Source organism: Fischerella muscicola PCC 7414 (assembly GCF_000317205.1).
In the GTDB taxonomy this organism is placed as follows: Bacteria; Cyanobacteriota; Cyanobacteriia; order Cyanobacteriales; family Nostocaceae; genus Fischerella; species Fischerella muscicola.
The window spans coordinates 45,350-66,373 of sequence record NZ_AJLK01000201.1 but is presented as its reverse complement, the minus strand read 5'-3'; the positions used below and the strand labels follow the sequence as shown (position 1 = coordinate 66,373).

General features: G+C 41.1%; 16 protein-coding genes. 13 read left to right on the top strand and 3 right to left on the bottom strand.

Annotation, left to right across the window (positions count from 1 at the left end):
* From UYI_RS36265 to UYI_RS0130675, 3 genes are all read left to right on the top strand, one after another.
* Positions 1 to 343: NAD(P)/FAD-dependent oxidoreductase (locus UYI_RS36265; protein ID WP_407636605.1), on the top strand; the 343-nt coding region annotated here is incomplete at its 5' end.
* Positions 344 to 841, top strand: a complete 498-nt coding sequence (locus tag UYI_RS33775) for a cysteine hydrolase family protein (protein WP_016870516.1) — start codon at positions 344 to 346, stop codon at positions 839 to 841.
* 179 nt (positions 842 to 1,020) lie between these two features.
* Positions 1,021 to 1,251 (top strand): hypothetical protein, encoded by a 231-nt coding sequence (locus UYI_RS0130675; RefSeq protein ID WP_016870515.1) that lies wholly within the window; start codon positions 1,021 to 1,023, stop codon positions 1,249 to 1,251.
* A gap of 58 nt (positions 1,252 to 1,309) precedes the next feature.
* Here the strand turns inward: UYI_RS0130675 and UYI_RS0130670 are convergent, their stop codons facing one another.
* Positions 1,310 to 3,298, bottom strand: a complete 1,989-nt coding sequence (locus tag UYI_RS0130670; protein WP_016870514.1) for an ABC1 kinase family protein — start codon at positions 3,296 to 3,298, stop codon at positions 1,310 to 1,312.
* A 440-nt stretch (positions 3,299 to 3,738) separates the two neighbouring features.
* Between UYI_RS0130670 and recN the strand changes: the two genes are divergently transcribed.
* The gene (gene recN, locus UYI_RS0130665) at positions 3,739 to 5,484 is read left to right on the top strand and encodes a DNA repair protein RecN (protein ID WP_026086277.1); all 1,746 of its coding nucleotides are present in this window, start codon (positions 3,739 to 3,741) and stop codon (positions 5,482 to 5,484) included.
* A gap of 852 nt (positions 5,485 to 6,336) precedes the next feature.
* On the opposite strand, the gene UYI_RS0130660 is transcribed toward recN, so the two are convergent.
* Positions 6,337 to 7,617 (bottom strand): dicarboxylate/amino acid:cation symporter, encoded by a 1,281-nt coding sequence (locus UYI_RS0130660; RefSeq protein ID WP_016870512.1) that lies wholly within the window; start codon positions 7,615 to 7,617, stop codon positions 6,337 to 6,339.
* A 216-nt stretch (positions 7,618 to 7,833) separates the two neighbouring features.
* Between UYI_RS0130660 and UYI_RS0130655 the strand changes: the two genes are divergently transcribed.
* From UYI_RS0130655 to UYI_RS0130620, 8 genes are all read left to right on the top strand, one after another.
* Positions 7,834 to 10,467, top strand: a complete 2,634-nt coding sequence (locus UYI_RS0130655; protein ID WP_016870511.1) for a trans-splicing intein-formed DNA polymerase III subunit alpha N-terminal partner DnaE-N — start codon at positions 7,834 to 7,836, stop codon at positions 10,465 to 10,467.
* 721 nt (positions 10,468 to 11,188) lie between these two features.
* Positions 11,189 to 11,941: an alpha/beta fold hydrolase gene (locus UYI_RS0130650; RefSeq protein WP_016870510.1), complete on the top strand. Its 753-nt coding sequence runs from the start codon at positions 11,189 to 11,191 to the stop codon at positions 11,939 to 11,941.
* A gap of 315 nt (positions 11,942 to 12,256) precedes the next feature.
* Positions 12,257 to 13,303, top strand: coding sequence for a type I glyceraldehyde-3-phosphate dehydrogenase (gap, locus tag UYI_RS0130645; protein WP_016870509.1), 1,047 nt, complete (start codon positions 12,257 to 12,259; stop codon positions 13,301 to 13,303).
* Between the two features lie 363 nt (positions 13,304 to 13,666).
* Positions 13,667 to 14,128 (top strand): cupin domain-containing protein, encoded by a 462-nt coding sequence (locus tag UYI_RS0130640; RefSeq protein ID WP_016870508.1) that lies wholly within the window; start codon positions 13,667 to 13,669, stop codon positions 14,126 to 14,128.
* Positions 14,129 to 14,233: 105 nt separating this feature from the next.
* Positions 14,234 to 15,184 carry a branched-chain amino acid ABC transporter permease gene (locus UYI_RS0130635; protein WP_016870507.1) on the top strand — a complete coding sequence of 317 codons (951 nt, stop codon included), beginning with the start codon at positions 14,234 to 14,236 and terminating at the stop codon, positions 15,182 to 15,184.
* Between the two features lie 63 nt (positions 15,185 to 15,247).
* Positions 15,248 to 16,018 (top strand): ABC transporter ATP-binding protein, encoded by a 771-nt coding sequence (locus UYI_RS0130630; protein ID WP_016870506.1) that lies wholly within the window; start codon positions 15,248 to 15,250, stop codon positions 16,016 to 16,018.
* Between the two features lie 93 nt (positions 16,019 to 16,111).
* Entirely contained in the window at positions 16,112 to 16,843 is a 732-nt protein-coding gene (locus tag UYI_RS0130625) for an ABC transporter ATP-binding protein (protein ID WP_016870505.1), read from the top strand.
* A gap of 33 nt (positions 16,844 to 16,876) precedes the next feature.
* Positions 16,877 to 17,440 (top strand): Uma2 family endonuclease, encoded by a 564-nt coding sequence (locus UYI_RS0130620; RefSeq protein WP_016870504.1) that lies wholly within the window; start codon positions 16,877 to 16,879, stop codon positions 17,438 to 17,440.
* A 337-nt stretch (positions 17,441 to 17,777) separates the two neighbouring features.
* Here the strand turns inward: UYI_RS0130620 and UYI_RS0130615 are convergent, their stop codons facing one another.
* Positions 17,778 to 19,823: an elongation factor G gene (locus tag UYI_RS0130615; RefSeq protein WP_016870503.1), complete on the bottom strand. Its 2,046-nt coding sequence runs from the start codon at positions 19,821 to 19,823 to the stop codon at positions 17,778 to 17,780.
* Between the two features lie 278 nt (positions 19,824 to 20,101).
* On the opposite strand from UYI_RS0130615, the gene UYI_RS0130610 reads away from it, so the two are divergent.
* A complete protein-coding gene (locus UYI_RS0130610) occupies positions 20,102 to 21,010 on the top strand; it encodes a tetratricopeptide repeat protein (protein ID WP_016870502.1) in 909 nt (302 codons plus the stop codon).
* The last annotated feature ends 14 nt before the right edge of the window (positions 21,011 to 21,024 follow it).

Here is a 21,024-nt window from a genome sequence, read left to right as displayed (position 1 = left end):
ATTGGGTGCGCCTTGTGTAAATTGGGCAATAGAATCATGTTTTTTTCATGCCTGGGGTTGTGCAAAGCGTAGTTCCTCAGACTTAATTACTCGTACTTGCAGCCGTCCTTTTCTGGAGTGGGTAGTTCGTGGTTATCTCAGTAGCGATCGCCAGGTGGAATTTTTATCAGCAACTCAGGTAAAAGGGTTACTGACTGATGCGAGTAATTCCAGGGTGACAGGAGTAAAATTAGGTTGTCTTGATGATGCACAACCACAAGAACTAACATCTGATTTAGTTGTTGATGCTAGTGGACGTAACTCTCAGTTACCCAAATGGTTGGAGAAAATAGGCTATCAATAAGTGAAGGCAATTGTCGATGCTGCGCGGACTCATCAAATGCGAATCTTCTTTTCACGTCACACCACATTACCCAATGAAGTTGCAGGAGTCTCACAACTCAAAGCTGCAATGGCGTTGCAGCGCGTTAACAATGTCTCAGAGGTGAAGCCGAACTTTTTGCCTGATTCTCCTTCCCATGCGATTGTCCCACAATTATCACCGTTGCCATCGGAAGTGGCTTTCGATAAACTCACGATGTCAGCATTTGTCGGTTCATACCTCGATTTAGCTCTACGCGATGTCCGCATTCAAGCGGTAGCGATCATTGGAGCAGTGTTAGAATTCGGCATCGAACCTACAGTGCGCCATGCGGCAGATCTCGGCTACGTTCCGGTGTTGATTCAAGATGCGTGCTATTCATTCTCAGAGCAAAATCGGGCGCGATCACTAGACAACCTTCGATCTATTGCTCTTATTACAGAAACTAATACGTTTAATAAAACATTAAACCGAATGTGATAGACAACGCAGCAGTGCGTCAGGTAAGTGTGGATGAGTTATTAGTTTATGCCAAAACGAAGGAGCGATCGCCTGATTGCAGCAATTAATGCGATCACCCGAACTCTTATCTATATACCACAATTCATGCGATCGCTCATATTAAAATCTAGTTATCAGTGCTTGTTGGAGTGCTTTCTATGTCCTTGCAAGAGTTGAAAGAACAAGCCCGTAACTTGTCTGTAAGTGATCGCCTTGAACTTGTTCGCGTCATTATTGAATCAATACAAGAAACTCCAAACTTAAATCCCAATCGAACAAGAGCAATCAGACAAATGAAAGGGTTACTCAAAACCGATCAACCCGCACCAACCCATGAAGAGGTAGAAGCAATGCTAGAAGAACGTTGGCTGGAGAAGTATTTTGAGTGAGAGTTCTGATTGATACTAATGACGAAAGGTAGGATGAGGAAGCTAACCGAACATAACATTAACTAACCTCGAAACTGCGATCGCCTTCCTCCACTACCAATAATTCCCGAATTAACCTGGCGGCTGCTTTTTGTAACAACTGTCCTGCTATTTGTTGTCCCAAACGTTGTACGCCTGGGTTGAGCGCAATTTGCACAACTTGGGGTGCAAGCTGGGCTGGATCAAAGCCACGGGTTTCCCGGAGAATATTTAATATCCGTTTGATATGCTCTAAAGTTTGTTGTTGTTCGTCGGTGGCGGCGGGAGTTTCGTTGATGGCTGTGACGCCGACTCTTTCCCGAAGTAGGTAGGTAAAGTTATGCAGAACATTTTTACTCAAAGCTTCTGCACTTTTGATTAATTCATCTATCAGGCGATCGCGAATAAATGAACCACGTTCGGAAGAGAGAAAATCAACTCCCTGATTCAACACCAAGTTAAAATCATAGTCTTGGTTATTACGGGCATTGCGTAACAAGTTTTCCAAGCGGTTCCAACGAAAACGCCCTTCTTTAAATAGTAAGTCTCGTAGAGATGCTCTTAATTCTGGTGAGGGATCGGTTAGTAATCGTTTAGCAACATAGGGATATGCTTCGCTTAATACCTTAAAGTTGGGATCGATATGAATAGCAATCCCTTCTAACGTCACCAAAGAACGAATAATTAAAGCGTAGTAGGGAGGAACACGGAAGGGATACTCATACATCAATTCTGATAGTTGATCAGTGATGCTTTTGATGTTTAGTTCTGCAACACTAGCACCTTGAGCATCAGCAAAGACTCTGGCAAATGCGGGAATAATTGGTGTTAAATCTGTATCCGGTGAGAGAAAATCTAGCTTAACGTAATCGTTGGCTAAACCTTCAAAGTCGCGGTTAACGACGTGGACAATCGCTTCAATTAAGCCATAACGCTGGGGTGGCTTAATTTCACTCATCATCCCAAAGTCGAGATATGCCAATTTGCCATCGCGGGTAGCAAGCAAATTACCAGGATGGGGATCGGCGTGGAAAAATCCGTGTTCCAACAACTGTCGTAAAGAACACTGTACGCCTACCTCAATTAAATAGCGGGCGTCTATACCTTCGGCTTTGATCTCTTGTGTATTAGTTAATTTCGTACCTTCAATCCACTCCATCGTCAAAACCCGACGATTGGTGTATTCCCAGTAAATTTTCGGTACGTAAACGTCTTTAATATGACCGTATAACTGATAGAATCGCTCAGCATTTTCTCCTTCGTGAATGTAATCCATCTCTTCAAAGATGCGATCGCCCAATTCATCGAGGATACCCACCAAGTCACTACGGATACGTTTAAAGTTTTTCTGTGCCCATCCCGCCAGCCGACGCAGGATATATAAGTCAATAGTAATGCGTTCTCGTAAGTCAGGACGTTGGACTTTAACGGCAACTTCTTCGCCAGTACTCAACTTACCTTTATAAACTTGCCCCAAGGAAGCAGCAGCAATTGGTTCTGGCGAAAGTTCAGTATAAATTTCTTGAGGAGGTGCGCCTAGTTCTTCTTGGATGAATTGGTAGGCTATTTCATTCGGGAAAGGCGGTAATTTGTCTTGTAACTGCGTCAGTTCCTCTAAATACGCGGGAGGAACCAAATCTGGTCGAGTAGATAAAGCTTGTCCAATTTTAATGTAGGCAGGCCCCAGCCTGGTTAGGATTTGTCGCAATTGAATTGCCCGGCGACGGTCATTTTTGACTACAATTCCCCGTTTACTATCCCACCATATACCCAAAGCAAATCTGATTGCTGGCGTTAAAACTGTGATGATGCGTCGTAAAACTTTCAGGGGACGGCTGCCGTAATATATGGCTATGTTCTGAGGGTTGTATCGTAAAGCCTCAGATTCGCTTTTTGAAATCACCAGCGCTGTATTGGGTTTTTGCATTTCTTCTGCTGCTGGTAAACTCACAATGGACGTTTTTGTACCATTTTCTGGAACTACTTCATGATCTATTTGGGAAGTAGGGGAAACAGTCTTCGCATTCATGAGCTTACCACCGCATCAGAGTTGACTTGTTAAGTATTGTAACAATTTGTAGGAAGGTTGGGAATTGGAAGGGACTCGGGACTAGGAACTAAATTATTTCCTGACCCCTGATCCCCGATCCCCGATCCCCTAACCTATGAAGAAAGTCTATTGTCTCGGCCAAGATCCAAAAATCCAACTAAACTAGTTTTGGTATCCCTAAAAAGGGCTTGCTTAATACATTTAGTTTCTCAGTATTGCAGGGTGCAAACACACAATCTTTAGTATGTTTTAAGTAAAATCTATTAGGCTTCTACCCTGACGGAGAATTTAACCAATAACTTCTGGATGGGAAAAGCCAGCAAATTTATTTAGTAGAATCAATCCACAATCACGCCACGTGCTAAATGGGAGAACCATTAGGGCGCAGTGGCTCTAAAATCCAAAACTCGGATGACTCAATGTTATCTCTTTTGCGAATAGAAAATTTTGCCCTAATTGACCAATTGGAATTAGAGTTTGGCGCTGGACTAAATGTGTTGACAGGCGAAACCGGCGCCGGAAAGTCAATTATCTTGGATGCGATTGATGCGGTATTAGGCGGAAAAGTTTCTAGTCGCGTGATTCGCACTGGTACAAATCGGGCAATGGTAGAAGCAACTTTTACTTCTAATTCTGCTTTAGCAGCCTGGTTAACCGAACAAGAAATAGACTTGATTGAAGAAAACTCTATATTTATCAGTCGAGAAATTACAGCTACTTCCGGGAAAGTACGGAGTCGATCGCGAATCAATGGAGTGTTGGTAAATCAGCAATTCATGTCAGAACTACGCGATCGCTTAGTAGAAATTACTGCCCAAGGGCAAACAGTCTTAGTCGGGCAATCTGCCCAAATTCGCGACTGGTTGGATGCCTACGGTGGTGAGTCTGTTTTGCAGCAACGCCAAGAAGTCGCCAATGCCTTTAGTGCCTATCAACAAGCGCACCAAGCCTTAGAAAAACGCCGGACATCAGAACGGGAACGCCTGCAACAGCTGGACTTACTGACTTACCAAGTCAAGGAACTAGGAGAAGTTAACCTCACTGAACCCGATGAACTAGAGCAACTCCAACAAGAACGGCAACGCCTGAATCATGTGGTCGAACTCCAACAGATGAGTTACAAAGTATACCAAGCTTTGTACCAAAACGATGGCGAAGCGCCAACTGCCACAGATTTACTAGGAGATAGCGAAACGGTCTTGAGTGACATGGTAGAATACGACTCCCAAATGCAAACGCTGTTGGACTTGGTGAGGGATGCTCAAGCAACAGTGGTAGAGGTAGCCAGGCAAATTAATGCTTATGGGGAAAGCTTGGAGGCAGATCCCCAGCGTTTGGAAGAGGTAGAAGAAAGAATTCGGGAATTAAAGCAAATCTGTCGGAAGTATGGGCCGACACTCGCTGAAGCGATCGCTTATTACCAGCGCATCCAAGCCGAGTTAGCCGAACTCAACGACAGTGAGCAATCAATAGAAAGTTTAGAAATACAACAAGCAGAGTGTTTGGCAAAGCTGACACAAGCTTGCCAAAAGTTAACACAATTACGTCGTACCGCCGCAGCCAAATTAGAAGCCAAACTGATCAGGGAACTAAAACCTTTGGCGATGGAAAAGGTACAGTTTCAAGTGGAAATTGCCATCATTCCTCCAACTATTGTTGGCGCAGACAAAATTACATTCATGTTTAGCCCCAACCCCGGAGAACCACTACAACCTCTATCAGAAATCGCCTCTGGTGGGGAAATGAGTAGATTTTTGCTGGCGCTGAAAGCTTGTTTTTCCCAAGCAGAGACGGCGGGAACAATGGTATTTGACGAAATTGATGTCGGTGTTTCTGGGAGAGTAGCACAGGCGATCGCTGAAAAACTACACCAATTAAGTCAATTTCACCAAGTATTATGTGTGACACACCAACCTTTAGTTGCGGCGATGGCAGATCGGCACTTCCGCGTAGATAAACAGGTGATCAATCAAATAAAAGGTAACAAAGAACACAATGGCTCTAGTGAAGAACGTACTGTTGTACGTATTACTACCTTGGATAACTTAACTAAACGTCGGGAAGAACTAGCTCAGCTAGCAGGTGGCAAATCAGCCCAAGAAGCGATCGCTTTTGCAGAATCTTTGCTAACACAGGCTGCGAACCATCGTCAACAGAAACCCTAAATTCCTGCTTGGCCAAACATGCCAGTCTTCCAGTCTCATTCACAGCCAGAGTCACCTTATATCAAGTTCGGCTTTACGATATAAAGCTTGGGCATTGGGCATGGGAAAACCATCAGTATCTTAATTACCAATTATTATGGTAAATCAGCCTAACAAGTGATCGCCTTTACAAAATTTATATTGACACAAGCTCTTAATTACCGTAGGAAAAGAGTAGGTATAGGTATACAGGGTTTAGAAATAGGTTTGTAAACTAACCCCTGTGAGAAGCATCTGAAGAATTCCGGATAGATTCTATGAAAGCTAGAAGAGACAGTAAGTTAACCGCTTGTGCTTATATGTTTATGTTAATTCACGAATATAAATGGTTATTTAAGATACCTATAAAAAATTTACATACAAAATTGAGCAATTAGCTTCCCATTTTTTCCGCAATTGCCCTAAGGACAACTGAATATACATTGTGTACGGTTTAACTAGGCAATTAAGTAATCGGCACCTTTTAAAATGGGTGCTTTCTAGTGCTACGAAGTTTGATCTTATAGTATTGTCCTGCTCCTATGACTCCAAAACACACCAAGCTCAAATTCCCTCTGTTGCAATATCTCAATCAGCCTTTGTTTAGTTCTAATACTAAATTAGTATTGAATCCTCGACGCTTCGCTCATCTCTACAGAATAGAACTTCTCAAAAAATGCTGGCATAGGGAATGTGACGCTAAGGGGCCTTTTTCAAGTTAGGGAATAGGTAATCGGGGATCGGGCATAAATCAGTTAACAGTTAACAGTGATCGGTTTAATTTGATAACTGATAATTGATAACTGATAACTGATTATTTGTCTCCCCTATCCCCTATCCCCTATCCCTCTTACCATCTAGTAAAGCACTGACAGTCATATCTCCCATTACATTAATAGCAGTACGGCAGCGATCTAAAAACCAGTCTACGGTTACAAGTACGGCAATATATTGTGTAGGCAAACCAACCGAAGTGAATACAAGAGTCATAGTCACTAGTCCGGCATTGGGAATATTAGCCGCACCAACTGAGGCAAAAATTGAAGTGAGAACGACAAGAAGTTGCTGCCCAAGATTTAAATGTTGTCCCAATACTTGGGAAATGAACAAAGCAGACATTGCTTCGTAAAGAGCCGTACCATCATTATTAAAATTCGCCCCGACTAATGCCCCCAAAGCTGCGGAAGATTCCCGTAAGCCAATTTTATCTTGCAAAACTTCAAAGGTGACAGGCATTGTTGCGCCGGAAGAAGATGTAGAAAAAGCCATCAAAAAAGCATCGGAACCACCACGCAAGAAATTCAGTGGTTTTACCCAAGAACCAAATCTGACTCTACTGAGGTAGTAACAAGCTTGCAAAGCCAGTGCTATTAGCACCGCTATAATAAACGCCCCTAAAGAGATAAACGGCTCGAATCCTTCTTTGGCAACAGTGTAAGAGACAATACCAAAAACAGCCAAGGGAACTAAAGCAATTACCCAATTAAGGATACGGATCACAGCCTCAAACAAAATGGCAATTACGTCTTCAATGGGCTTGAATTCATTTTTGCCTTGAGACACCATCTCTGATTTGATGGCACGCAGGACAATACCAAAAGATAAGGCAATCACAATTAGCTGGATAACATTGTTATTTACCAAAGGCTCAAGGATTGCTTTTGGTACAGCGTCTTGAATGAGTCCCCACGGATCAAATTTTTGCTGGGCTGAGCCTGTACCACCCGGATCTGACAAACGTCCCCATGTACCAGGACGCAGGACATTTGCCACCAAAAGTCCGATAAATATTGCTACTGTAGTGTTGGTGAACAGTAGCACCGCCAAGCGACGTCCGGCAGTACCAGGAATATTAGCCGTCATAAAAGTATGCAGCACTGCAACCAAAATCAACGGTGGAGCCAGGGCACGGAGAGCCTTAAGTATCAATTCTGCGGGAATCGCTAAATTTTTGATTAAGGCTTCATTGGCTGGGCTGGGGTTGCCTGCACCTAGTGCAACCCCTACTGCGATCGCTAAAATTAAGGCGATGATGATTTGCAATGTCAACGGGATTTTCTGCCACCAACGATGGCCTTTTTTTTCTGGCTGTTCGATGCTGTCTATTTCATTCATTGCTTAAGGAATAGGCTGGTCATGTCACCATTAAAACAACACTTTGCCAAGGTAATTTTTCTAAAAAATATAAGTCTTAATGTTGGCAAACTAAGCGTTATTCAGTGATCAGTTATTCAGTTTGATAACTTGGTTCGCTAGAGAGCTTTGGTGGCGTTTATTTGCTTCACGTCGTACACTGATAACTGTTCACTGATAACTGTTAACTGTTCCCTTATGTCCTTCGTTCCTTTGCACATTCATAGCGACTACAGTCTGTTGGATGGTGCTAGTCAACTACCAGATTTGGTGGATCGTGCCATCGAACTAGGTATTAAAGCGATCGCTTTGACGGATCATGGTGTCATGTATGGTGCGATCGAACTCATAAAAATCTGTCGCAATAAAAATATTAAGCCAATTATTGGCAATGAAATGTATATTATCAACGGCGATATTACCAAACAAGAACGCCGTCCCCGTTATCATCAAATTGTTTTAGCCAAAAATACTAAAGGTTATAAAAATTTAGTTAAATTAACATCAATTTCTCATCTCCAAGGTGTACAAGGAAAAGGAATTTTTTCCCGTCCTTGTATTAGTAAAGATTTACTTAAAGAACATCACGAAGATTTAATAGTTACTAGTGCCTGTTTGGGTGGAGAAATACCCCAGGCAATTCTAGCTGGAAAACTAGATGCAGCCCGCCGAGTCGCTCAATGGTATAAAGATGTATTTGGTGAAGATTATTATCTAGAAATTCAAGACCACGGTTCCCCAGAAGACCGGATTGTCAATGTTGAAATTGTCAAAATCGCGCGGGAATTAGGCATAAAAATTGTCGCTACCAATGATTCCCATTATATTTCCTGTTATGACGTCGAAGCACACGACGCCTTATTGTGTATTCAAACTGGGAAATTAATTGTTGAAGATAACCGGATGCGTTACAGCGGTACAGAGTATTTAAAATCCGCTGAAGAGATGAAACAGCTATTTCGTGACCATTTGCCGGATGATGTCATTGAAGAAGCGATCGCTAATACTGTAGAAGTAGCAGATAAAATCGAACCATATAATATTTTGGGTGAGCCTCGGATTCCCAATTATCCGATTCCATCTGGTCATACTGCTGATACTTACGTAGAAGAAATTGCCTGGCAAGGACTCCTACAAAAACTAAATCGTAAATCCCGTAACGAAATAGATCAAGTTTACAAAGAGAGGCTGGAATATGAATTAAAAATGATTCAGCAAATGGGTTTTTCCACCTATTTTTTAGTTGTGTGGGACTACATCAAATTTGCTCGAGATCATGATATTCCGGTTGGCCCAGGTCGTGGATCTGCCGCCGGTTCTTTGGTAGCCTACACAATGGGAATTACCAATATAGATCCTGTACATCATGGCTTACTCTTTGAAAGATTTCTCAATCCAGAACGGAAATCAATGCCAGATATTGATACGGATTTCTGTATTTCTCAACGGGATAAAGTCATAGAATATGTAACAGAAAAATATGGCACAGAAAGAGTAGCCCAAATTATCACTTTTAACCGTCTGACTTCCAAAGCAGTCTTAAAAGATGTTGCCAGAGTGTTAAACATTCCTTATGCAGAAGCAGACAAAATGGCAAAATTGATTCCCGTTTCACGAGGAAAACCAGCTAAGTTGAAGGTGATGATTTCTGATGATACTCCCGAACCAGAATTTAAAGCTAGATACGAAAACGATCCGAGAGTGCGCCATTGGGTAGATATGGCAATTCGGATTGAGGGGACTAACAAAACTTTTGGTGTTCATGCAGCAGGTGTAGTCATTTCTGCTGATCCATTAGATGAAATTGTTCCACTCCAAAAAAATAACGATGGTTCTGTTATTACCCAGTATTTCATGGAAGATTTAGAATCACTGGGTTTGTTAAAAATGGACTTTCTCGGCTTAAAGAATCTAAGCATGATTCAGAAAACCATCGAATTAATTGAAAAGAATCATGGATTTAAAATTGATCCCTATGTAATTACTGCCCAGGAAAGAAAAGCCCAGAAAATATTAGCAAAAGGTGGAGAAGGTGCAAAACTTCCCCCAGATGTGAAGAAAACCTATGAATTATTAGAAGCAGGTGAATTAGAGGGTGTATTTCAATTAGAATCTTCTGGAATGCGTCAGATAGTACGCGATTTGAAACCTTCCAATATAGAAGATATTTCTTCGATTTTGGCACTGTATCGACCAGGACCATTAGATGCGGGGTTGATTCCGAAATTTATTAACCGCAAACATGGTCGCGAAAAAATAGATTATGAACACACAATTTTAGAACCGATTTTAGATGAAACCTATGGAATTATGGTTTATCAAGAGCAAATTATGAAAATTGCTCAAGATATGGCTGGATATTCCTTAGGTCAAGCTGATTTGCTGCGGCGGGCGATGGGTAAAAAGAAAGTCTCAGAGATGCAGAAGCAGCGAGAAAAATTTATTGATGGCGCAGCAAAAAATGGTGTAAAACAACAAATTGCTGAGGAATTATTCGAGCAGATGTTAAAATTTGCCGAATATTGCTTGAGTTATGAAACTGAAATTTTGACTGTAGAATATGGATTTTTGCCCATTGGGGAAATTGTAGAAAAAAGAATTGAGTGTAGTGTTTATACTGTTGATAATAATGGTTATGTGTGTACACAAACTATTGCTCAGTGGCATAATCGCGGCTATCAAGAAGTGTTTGAATACGGTTTAGAAGATGGTTCAGTAATTCGAGCAACAAAAGACCATAAATTTATGACTATTGATAGGCAAATGTTGCCGATTGATGAAATATTTGCCAGGGGATTAGATTTACTACAAGTGAAAGGATTGCCGGAATAAAATTATAGAAGTAGGAGAAAAATTTTTATTCTAAGAAAACGAACACCGATACACAACAAATAAAAGTTTTTCCTTTGCTGAAATAATTCAGGATAAGTTCGGTAATTATGTAGCAAATTTATACGAGTTTCTCCAATCAGATATCAGTGATTATAAGGAGTATGATTATTTAACTACTGGTTGTCCAACTTGGAATCTCAATCTGATTGAGAGAGAAATATCGAGTTTGATAGACTAGCAATTGATGAAGATAATGAAAGATATTTAAAGAGAAAATGAGTAAATACGTGAATAAATAAGTTCAATAAATAATTTTGCTTATAAATCTTTTTTTTAGCTCAATAAGTTTCAAAGTACTAAATGTATATCTGTACAAAAGTTTAAATTTTGAGTAAGAAAAACCAGAATTTAAGATTTAAGACTTAGAATAATCTTAAACATTGAATTCTGAGTTGATTTATTGGATATATAAATTGAACTCAGAATTAATCATTCCGAAGATAAAATTGCTAGCTTATCTGATTTGATCGAGGAGTTTAGTAAAAAATATTTTCTTTATATTCCCACTGCAAATTTGAGGGAAGAACTCACAAAAATCTTGATAATGAATTCATAATTCCTAATTAACTTAGTCAGTCAGAAATTTTTTAAATACGCATTTGCCTTACCTACTAAAAAATAAAACTTCAAAACTCTTAATATCAAATCTAAATAGGTATTTATGTCTAATTTATGTAATGTTCTTTGGTTAAACGCTAGTCCAAGTTTGAAGGGTTTAGATAAACCATTACTTCAATACCTATCTAAGCATGTTGTGGTGGCACGATGGGAATACTTTCAAACCAAAGATGAAGCTTGTTCCCTAGATGCAGCAGTAGCACTGCTGTATGATTTTTTAAAATCGCACGATCAACCGGTGGATTTGGCTGGTCATGGTATGAGTGGGGCGATCGCTTTATTATTTGCCCGTCGCTATCCGCAAAAAGTGCGATCGCTAGCGTTGTTGGCTGTTGCATCTCAAAGCGCAAACACTTGGCAAGCGCATTATTATCAGCAACGTCTGTTGTTTCCTCTTAGCCGTGAGCAAGTTTTGGTAAACAGTGTTCGGACTCTGTTTGGCAATCAATCTCCCGCAAATACCAAAAAGCTACTGACTGCCCTGATTAGAGATTTAGACGAATCTCCCACACCCCATTCTCTGTTTCGATTGGTTCACTTACCCAAGGCTGGGGTTTCTATGCCGATGCTTGTATGTGGTAGCAAGAACGATCCAGTTGTCACCCCACCAGAGTTGCAAGATTGGCAGAACTGGTTGAAGCCAGAAGATATACTCTGGGAATGTCCTAAAGGGTATCATTTCTTTCACTACTTTTATCCTCAACAGGTAGGCGAACAAATGTTGAGTTTTTGGCAACGCTTCACCCAGAATTCAGAAACTACTCAAAATTCGGAACTCAGCCTGTCTGTGGAATAAGGACAAGGGAGACAGGGAGGACAAGGAAAGGGGGACAAAGGGAATTAGTTACTATATTATTCTCCCCACACTCCTCACACTCCTCACACTCCCCACACTCCCCACTGCCCCTAATCCCCACCAGGGGCCGGTGAGTTCCCCATCTCCCCACCTCTCCACAATCCCTACCTCCCCGATCCCCCAAACTAAACCTTAAAAGATGCCAAGCAAAAACGCGATCGCCAAATGAGACTGTCAGGATCGAAAAAGCAAACAGTAATATGTAATTTGCTTTAGTTTCTCCTTTGTTCAACTTCCCAGAATAGGAGGTAAATCTTGGCTAAGTTAAAAGTTGGTATCAACGGGTTTGGTAGGATTGGGCGTCTGGTATTTCGTGCTGGCATTACTAACCCCAACATAGAGTTTGTAGGCATTAACGACCTTGTACCACCAGATAATCTTGCTTACCTGTTGAAGTATGACTCTACCCACGGGATGTATAAGGGTAACGTTGAGGCAAAGGATAATGGCATCGTAGTTGATGGGCATTTTGTTCCTTGCGTATCAATTCGGAATCCAGCAGAATTGCCTTGGGGTAAATTAGGTGCAGATTATGTAGTTGAATCTACAGGACTGTTTACCAACTATGAAGGGGCAGCAAATCATCTGCAAGCCGGGGCTAAGCGGGTAATCATTTCTGCCCCGACTAAAGATCCAGATCGAGTCAAAACCTTATTAGTGGGTGTCAATCATCACTTGTTTGATCCAGCTAAAGATACTGTTGTATCCAACGCCAGTTGTACTACTAACTGTCTGGCTCCCATCGCTAAGGTAATCAATGATAATTTTGGTTTAACAGAAGGATTGATGACTACAGTTCATGCCATGACTGCTACTCAACCCACAGTCGATGGCCCTTCCAAAAAAGATTGGCGCGGTGGCCGTGGTGCTGCACAAAATATTATTCCCTCTTCTACCGGGGCAGCGAAAGCTGTGGCGTTAGTTTTACCGGAGTTAAAAGGCAAACTGACTGGCATGGCATTCCGGGTTCCCACTCCCGACGTTTCTGTGGTTGACTTAACCTTCAAAACTGCTAAAGCTACTAGTTATCAGGAAATCTGTGCAGCGATGAAAGCAGCAGCCACAGGCGAACTCAAAGGTGTATTAGGCTACACAGATGAGGAAGTAGTTTCCACAGATTTCCAGGGAGATAGTCACTCTAGTATCTTTGATGCTGGTGCTGGTATTGAACTGAATCCCAACTTTTTCAAGGTTGTGGCATGGTATGACAACGAGTGGGGTTATTCTAATCGAGTCATTGACCTGATGTTAGCTATGGCACAAAAAGAAGGCATTTTACAGGATCTGGCAGTAGCGGTTTAACAGGTATCATCACCACCCAGCATTTATCCCACCTTGGAATACATTGGGAGTCTCATAGTGAATTCACTATTAGCCCGGAATTTAAACTCCGGGTGGGATATTGGGCAATACAGTTCAGTTAGTACAGTACAATTCAATTTTTGGAGATCCCCCATTATCCCACTTTTCAAGGGGGTTAGGGGGAAGAAAAATCTTAACTAAACCGATTGGCCTTAAACGCACCAGGGACACAGAGTCTTTCCTAAAGAGAATTCGCTACGAATTAATCAAATGCTGTACTTAGTGCTGTTTTCGCAAAGCTACCACCGTTTTTGATTCCATGCAATAATCCACAACAGACTTGTCTCCTCACTTACTAACTTCATGATTATCGATCTAGAAAAAGTACCCACTGAAACAGGCTCAAATTACCCTGATGAATTTAAATCAATGGTTGCTGGAAGAATTCGCCAACGATTAGGCAATTTTGCTGGATTGAAGAACTTTGGGGTAAATTTAGTGAAGTTAGAACCTGGAAGTTCTTCTGCTTTGCGACATTGGCATTCTCATCAAGATGAATTTATTTATGTTTTGGAAGGCGAACTGACATTAATTACAGATGTGGGTGCAGAAGTTCTGAAACCAGGAATGGCGGCAGGATTCCCAGCAGGTGAAGCCAATGGACATCATTTGGTAAATCGTACATCAACGATCGCAGTTTATTTGGAAGTAGGCGATCGCACTCCCAACGATGAAGCTACCTTTCCTGATGATGATTTAATCACCAAAGCTAGTCCTGATGGTAAATCTAGAATTTTTGCTCATAAAGATGGAACATTGTATTAAGGGATCGGGGATTAGGAGAGTGTGGAAAGTAGTGAACAACTAACTGCTATTGTACAGACGCGATGTTCCTCGCGTCTGTACCAACTAACAACTAACTACTAACAAATGGCTGATTTTATTGCTACCTATGGTGCTTTAATTGTCTCTATGGTTTTGGGGGCACTGCTAGGACTATCGTTGTATTTACCATTAATGGCTGGGCAATTGTCTTTAGCTAGCCCTGGATTTTATGCTTTGGGTGGATATATAGCAGCGATTCTTTCCACAACAGTTTTTACTTCTAGCGGTAATCTTTTTCCAATTCCATTACTGTTGTTGGAAATGTTAATTGCTGGGGTAGTTTCGGGATTACTGGGGATAGCGGTAGGAATTCCTGCTTTGCGATTGCGGGGAATTTATTTAGCGATCGCCACTATTGCTTTTGTAGAAGTTTTGCGGGTTCTTTCCCTCAATTTGGATATCACAGGTGGTGCTGTAGGAATTTTTGGTATTCCCCAACCTTTCCAAACACCTATTGAATATTTGTGGATTGCCCTACCATTACTAATCATTAGTATGGTGTTAATTTACCGTTTAGAACGTATTCGTGTGGGTAGGGCTTTAACTGCGATTCGTGAAGATGAATTAGCAGCAAGTGCAATGGGAATTAACCCCACCTACTATAAAGTTTTAGCTTTTACACTGGGGGCAATTTTGGCTGGAGTAGTTGGTGCCATTAGCGCTCATTTCCTCAATACCTGGAATGCCCGCCAAGGTACATTTGATGCCAGCATTATTTATCTAACTTTCGTCTTAATTGGTGGTTCGAGAACTTTTTTAGGTGCAGTAGTAGGAGGCATGTTATTTACAGCCTTACCAGAAGTTTTAAGAAGCATCGCAGATACAGGCGGTTTACCAACTTGGCTAGCGCAATTTTTAAGAGATGGTAGATTAATTATTTTTGGTTTACTAATAGTTTTAGGAACCATCTTTTTCCCCCAAGGACTTGTCACCCCAGATATTTTTAAAAGACGTAAATTTGTGAAAATAAGAGATAGGAACCAAAAGGTAAATTAAAAGGGAACAGGGAACAGATAAACCAACTATTGACTAAAACCTAAAATTTAGTACAAATGACAAATGACCAATGACATTATTTTAGAAGCAAAAGCCTTGACTCGCCGCTTTGGTGGTTTAGTGGCAGTGAATAATGTATCGTTTCCAATTAAAAAACATGAAATATTTGGATTAATCGGCCCCAATGGTGCTGGGAAAACGACATTATTTAATTTAATTACAGGCTTAATCCCACCCTCAAGTGGACAATTAAGTTATCATAATCGAGAAATTTCTCAATTACGCCCCCACCAAATCGCTGCTTTAGGTATTGCTCGAACTTTTCAAAATATTCGCTTATTTGGTGAACTTTCAGCACTAGAAAATGTAATTATTGCTCGACATTTGCATATTCACAGCAATATACTTACAGGTGTAATAGGAGTACCACCAGCATCCACAGAAGAACGTAAAAGTAAGCAGAAAGCTTTAGAATTATTAGAACTAGTTGGTTTGCAACAGCGCGCGGAAGAAAAAGCTAAAAATTTTGCCTATGGTGATCAGCGTCGCCTAGAAATTGCCCGTGCTTTAGCCCTAGAACCACAAATTTTGCTGCTTGATGAACCCGCAGCCGGAATGAACCCCAGTGAGAAGCAACAACTGAGTGAGTTTATTCGCAACCTGCGCGATCGCTTTGATTTGACAATTATTTTGATTGAACATCACGTACCCTTAGTCATGGGATTGTGCGATCGCATTGCTGTTTTAGATTTTGGTCAATTAATTGCTTTAGGAGAACCAACTGTGGTTAAAAATAATCCAGCGGTAATAGAGGCGTATTTAGGGAATGAATAGTTCATATTATTTTTATGTCTTGGTGTCTTAGTGTTTTATTAACCACCAAGACACTAAGACACTAAAAGTTTTAGAAACCACAGATGCACACAGATGAACACAGAGAATCAAAAAAGCTACCCAATTTTGGAAATCAAAAACCTATATGTTAATTATGGTGGTATTCAAGCACTGCAAAATATTAATTTAGTTGTCAATAATGGTGAAGTAGTCACTCTCATCGGTGCTAACGGTGCAGGCAAAACTACTACTCTTCGGGCTATATCTAAAATTATCAGTCCTAAAAGGGGTGAAATTATTTATAGTGGCCGCAATATTACCCGTCGCCAACCTCATGAAGTTGTACATTTGGGTATCGCCCATTGTCCAGAAGGACGCAGAGTCTTAACGCGACAAACTGTTTATGATAATTTGCTTTTGGGTGCATACATTCGTTCTCAGCAAGCAGAGATAAAAACTGATATTCAGCAGCAATTTGAACTATTTCCACGTTTAGCACAAAGACGCAATCAACTAGCGGGGACTCTTAGTGGCGGTGAACAACAAATGTTAGCGATCGCCCGTGCTTTGATGAGTAGACCAAAACTTTTATTATTAGATGAACCAAGTTTAGGTTTAGCTCCAGCAATAGTTAGGGAAATATTTAGTATTATTGAGAATTTACGTGCCACAGGCGTGACTATTTTATTAGTTGAACAAAACGCCAATTTAGCATTACAGATTGCAGATCGGGGATATGTTTTAGAAGCTGGTTGTATTACTCTCACAGGTGCAGCTTCTAAATTAATTACTGACGAACGAGTGAAAAAAGCTTATTTGGGATGATTTAGTAAATAAAGATTTGGGAGACTAAGACATATGGTACAGCTACCAACTAAAACCCTAACTTTGGAAGAGTTTCTCAAGTTACCAGAAACTAAACCAGCTAGTGAATATATTAACGGACAAATAATTCAAAAACCCATGCCACAAGGAAAGCATAGCATTCTTCAAGGTGAATTAGTTAGTTCTATTAATGCCGTAGTCAAGCCAAAGAAGACTGCTCTTGCTTTTCCAGAGTTGCGGTGTACATTTGGTGGACGTTCAATTGTTCCGGATGTAGCAGTTTTTGCTTGGAAGCGAATTCCAATAGATGAAAATGGAGATATAGCGAATGTTTTTAAAGCTGCTCCAGACTGGATTATCGAAATTTTATCACCGGACCAAAGTCCGACAAAAGTGATTGGTAATATTTTACATTGTCTCAAACAGGGCTGTCGTATGGGTTGGTTGATCGATCCAGATGAGCGATCGCTTTTAATTTACCCACCAGGACAACAACCTGAAATTTTACAAGAAGAGCAAGAAATATTACCAGTTCCTGATTTATTTGGGAATTTACAATTAACTGTAGGTCAATTGTTTGGATTGTTAAAGCTCTAGATTCATTTAGCTAAAGCCCTGCTAGATAAGCATCATTTCTATGCAGCTTCACATATAATTGGTATTAGCTTACTAATACAGTAACAATCTTTTGTATAGCTTCTACTTGATTTCACTGATTGATCGCTGGTATCGATTTCCTAAGTAAACCTTATCCATCTTGAAAACTGGAGTTTCTCTAGAAAACAATTAGTGTGAATCACTGAGTTTAGTAGACAATGAAACAGGGATGCTCAAAGTAAAATGCGATCGCTGGAATGAAAAACAAAATTAAAGACACCCATAATGGGTGTCCCAAAATCAATAACTCTGAAAAAGCGTTGAATTGAATCCCAAACTATTTGCTGTTACCATTACCTCCATTACCACCGTTAGTAGTCAGAATCTTTTCAGCCAGTTTATCGGGAACTTCTTGGAGATGGTCAAATTCCCAGTGGAACGAACCAACACCGAGAGTTTGCGATCGCAACTCTACAATAAAGTTATGCATCTCGGCTTGAGGCAAGTAGGCTGTAATACTATCCCAACCTTGCCAATCATGGATGGCTTCGTAACCTAAAATCTGCCCCCGTCTACCAGTCACCAACTGCATAACTTTCGAGGTGAACTCGCTGGGGGTTGTGACTTGCACCCGCAGAATTGGTTCTAGGAGGGTAGGTTGACACTGGGTAATTCCGGTTTGCATTGCTACACGGGCAGCTTGCTTAAATGCTTGTTCGGAACTATCGACCGTGTGGTAAGAACCGTTGGTTAAAGTTACCGCCACATCTACAACCGGGAAACCCAAAGGCCCGTGTGCTAAAAATTCCCGCACACCCATTTCCACTCCGGGAATATACTGTTTGGGAACCACGCCACCAACAATAGTTTCCTTAAAGTTAAAACCTTCACCCCGTCCTAATGGTTTGATATCGAGATAAACATCGCCAAACTGACCGTGACCACCACTTTGGTGTTTGTAGCGTCCGTGAACTGATGAAGCTGGTTTGCGGATAGTTTCTTTGTAAGGTATTTGTGGCAAGTGAGTTGTCATCGGCAAATTATACTTGCGGCGCAGGCGGTCTAGTGCCACTTGTAAATGAATTTCGCCTTGTCCCCAGAGGATTACTTCGTGGGTGTCGCCGTGTTGTTCCCAAGCAAGAGACGGGTCTTCTTCTAACAACTTGGTGATCGCACCACTTAGCTTCACTTCATCGTTGCGTTTTTCGGGAATAATCGCCAGGGCATAAACTGGTTCTAGTTGTCCAGTTTTAGGCAATTCCTTGGCAGCATTATTAGAGACTGTATCTCCTGTCTTGATACCTTCCATCCGGCTTAAAGCGACAATTTCTCCAGCCTCTGCTGTGTTAACTTGTTGTAGCTGTTGCCCCATGAGACGATAAATACCACCAGCGCGGACACCGTTGAGGACTATGCCATCGGTTAATTTACCTTGCCAAACCCGTACTAGGGAAAGTTTTCCGCCTTGAGGAGTGTAATAGGTCTTTAACACCTGGGCTATGGTAGCGCCATCTTTTTGTTTACTTAAGCGACGTTCGGCTGTGGTTTCTGGTTCAGGTGCTTCTCGTACTAAGGCTTCTAGTAGGGGTCTAACTCCGTAATCTTGTTCAGCAACACCAAAGAATACTGGTACTACTAAATCTGCCCCTAATTCCATTTTTAAATCTTTGAGGATTTCCTCTTGGGGCGGTTCAATGTCTTCTAAAAGTTCTTCTAGTAAGTGGTCGTCAAAATTTGCTAAAGCTTCGAGCATTTCTGCTCTAGCAATGTGTTCTTCTTCTTTTAGTTCTTCGGGAAATGGAACTGGGTCAGCAGGCGCGCCAGAATGGTAATGATATGCTTGTTCAGTAACCAAATCGATAAAACCAATTAGCTGTTCCCCTGCCATAATTGGGTATTGGTGCGCGACGAGGGGACGGCTAGAAACCGCTTTGAGGGCGTGCAGCGTTTCCAAAACGTGGATATTCGCCCGATCCATTTTGTTGACAAAGACTAGGTGGGGAATTTCCCAGTCATCCAGGAATTTAAATAGAGGAGCAAGGGTGAGGACGCGATCATTGATGGGTTCGCAAACTACAATTGCCGCATCAACTCCAATTAGAGCGTTGTAAGTTTCTTGAGCAAATTCTACACTTCCAGGGCAGTCAATAAAGGTGAAGCGAGTGTCATTATATTCAGTGCTTGCACTGCTAACTTCTACACTCATTTGGCGATCGCGTGCTTCTTGAGAGCTATCGCCGACTGTGTTACCATCCTTAACGCTGCCTTTGCGAGAAATAGCACCTGTCACAAATAACAAGCTTTCTAGTAAAGTTGTTTTCCCGCTCAAATAAGGGCCGACAATTGCTACATTTCGCGAACCCGATTTCACTTTTTCGTTCATAAAAACTCCTTTGCGGTCTTATGTCCATAACCGCCTTATATTTGAGTTATGAAGAGTTCAAAACCGTTATTTAGGAAATTATCTCGCCTTTAAATTGACATTAACTCGCCTTTAACCAACCGGCAAACAATCGTATTTTGTTGTAAGATTTTGGTCATTAAAAATTAAAATCTACGAATTTATTTATATAAAATTAAAGTTTAGTAAAAAGATTGCAAAATCAAGCAAATATTTGTTAATAAAACGTAACTAAACGCAGTTGCGAGATAGCAAAGTATATGCGAGTTAAACTCTATAAATATCACTTCCAGACATGGGCGAGTTTCATATTTATAAGTGGAATCATTCTCTTACCTTCCCCTAGTCTTGCTCTTCCTCCCTCTTTATTAGTGCAGAATGCTCCTAGCAACGCTACAGACTATTTAAATCAGGGATTACAGGCTGTGCAGACAGGGAGAATACAAGATGCGATCGCCTATTTCCGCCAAGCTGCCCAATTAGATCCCAATCTCGCCCCAGCACATTACAATCTAGGTTTAGCACTGCGGCAAGCTGGACAATTACAACCTGCTGCGGATGCATTTTATCGAGCCACCCAAGCCGATCCCAAGTTTGCTTTAGCTTATGCGAATTTGGGCGGCGCGTTGTTAGAAGGCAATAATTTACAACAGGCAAATGATTATTTACAAAGAGCAATAGAACTTGATCCCAAATTGGGTGTGGCTCATTACAATTTAGGATTGGTGAGAGAACAGCAGCAAGATTGGGATAAAGCGATCGCATCCTTTAAAAAAGCGATGGAATACAGCAAAAATGCACCAGAACCAGCTTATCATCTAGGCATATGTTATCTTCAGCAAAACAAACTCGATAAAGCTAAAGATGCCTTTCGCAAAGCAATACAAATAAATCCCAAATATCCAGAAGCTTATTATAGTCTCGGCTCACTTTTGTATAGTCAAGGCAAATCAAAAGATGCCCTAGAAGCCTTTAGAAAATCTGCTGAAGCTAACTCTAATTATCCCAATGCTTATTACGGTGCGGGATTAGCTTTTATACAATTGCAGCAATACGCAGATGCAGTACAAGTATTACAATTTGCCAGAGATTTGTATAAAGCTCAGAATAATCTCGAATGGGCAAACAAAACCGAGCAATTGTTACAACAAGCGCAAAGGATGAATTAGGGATCGGGGATTGG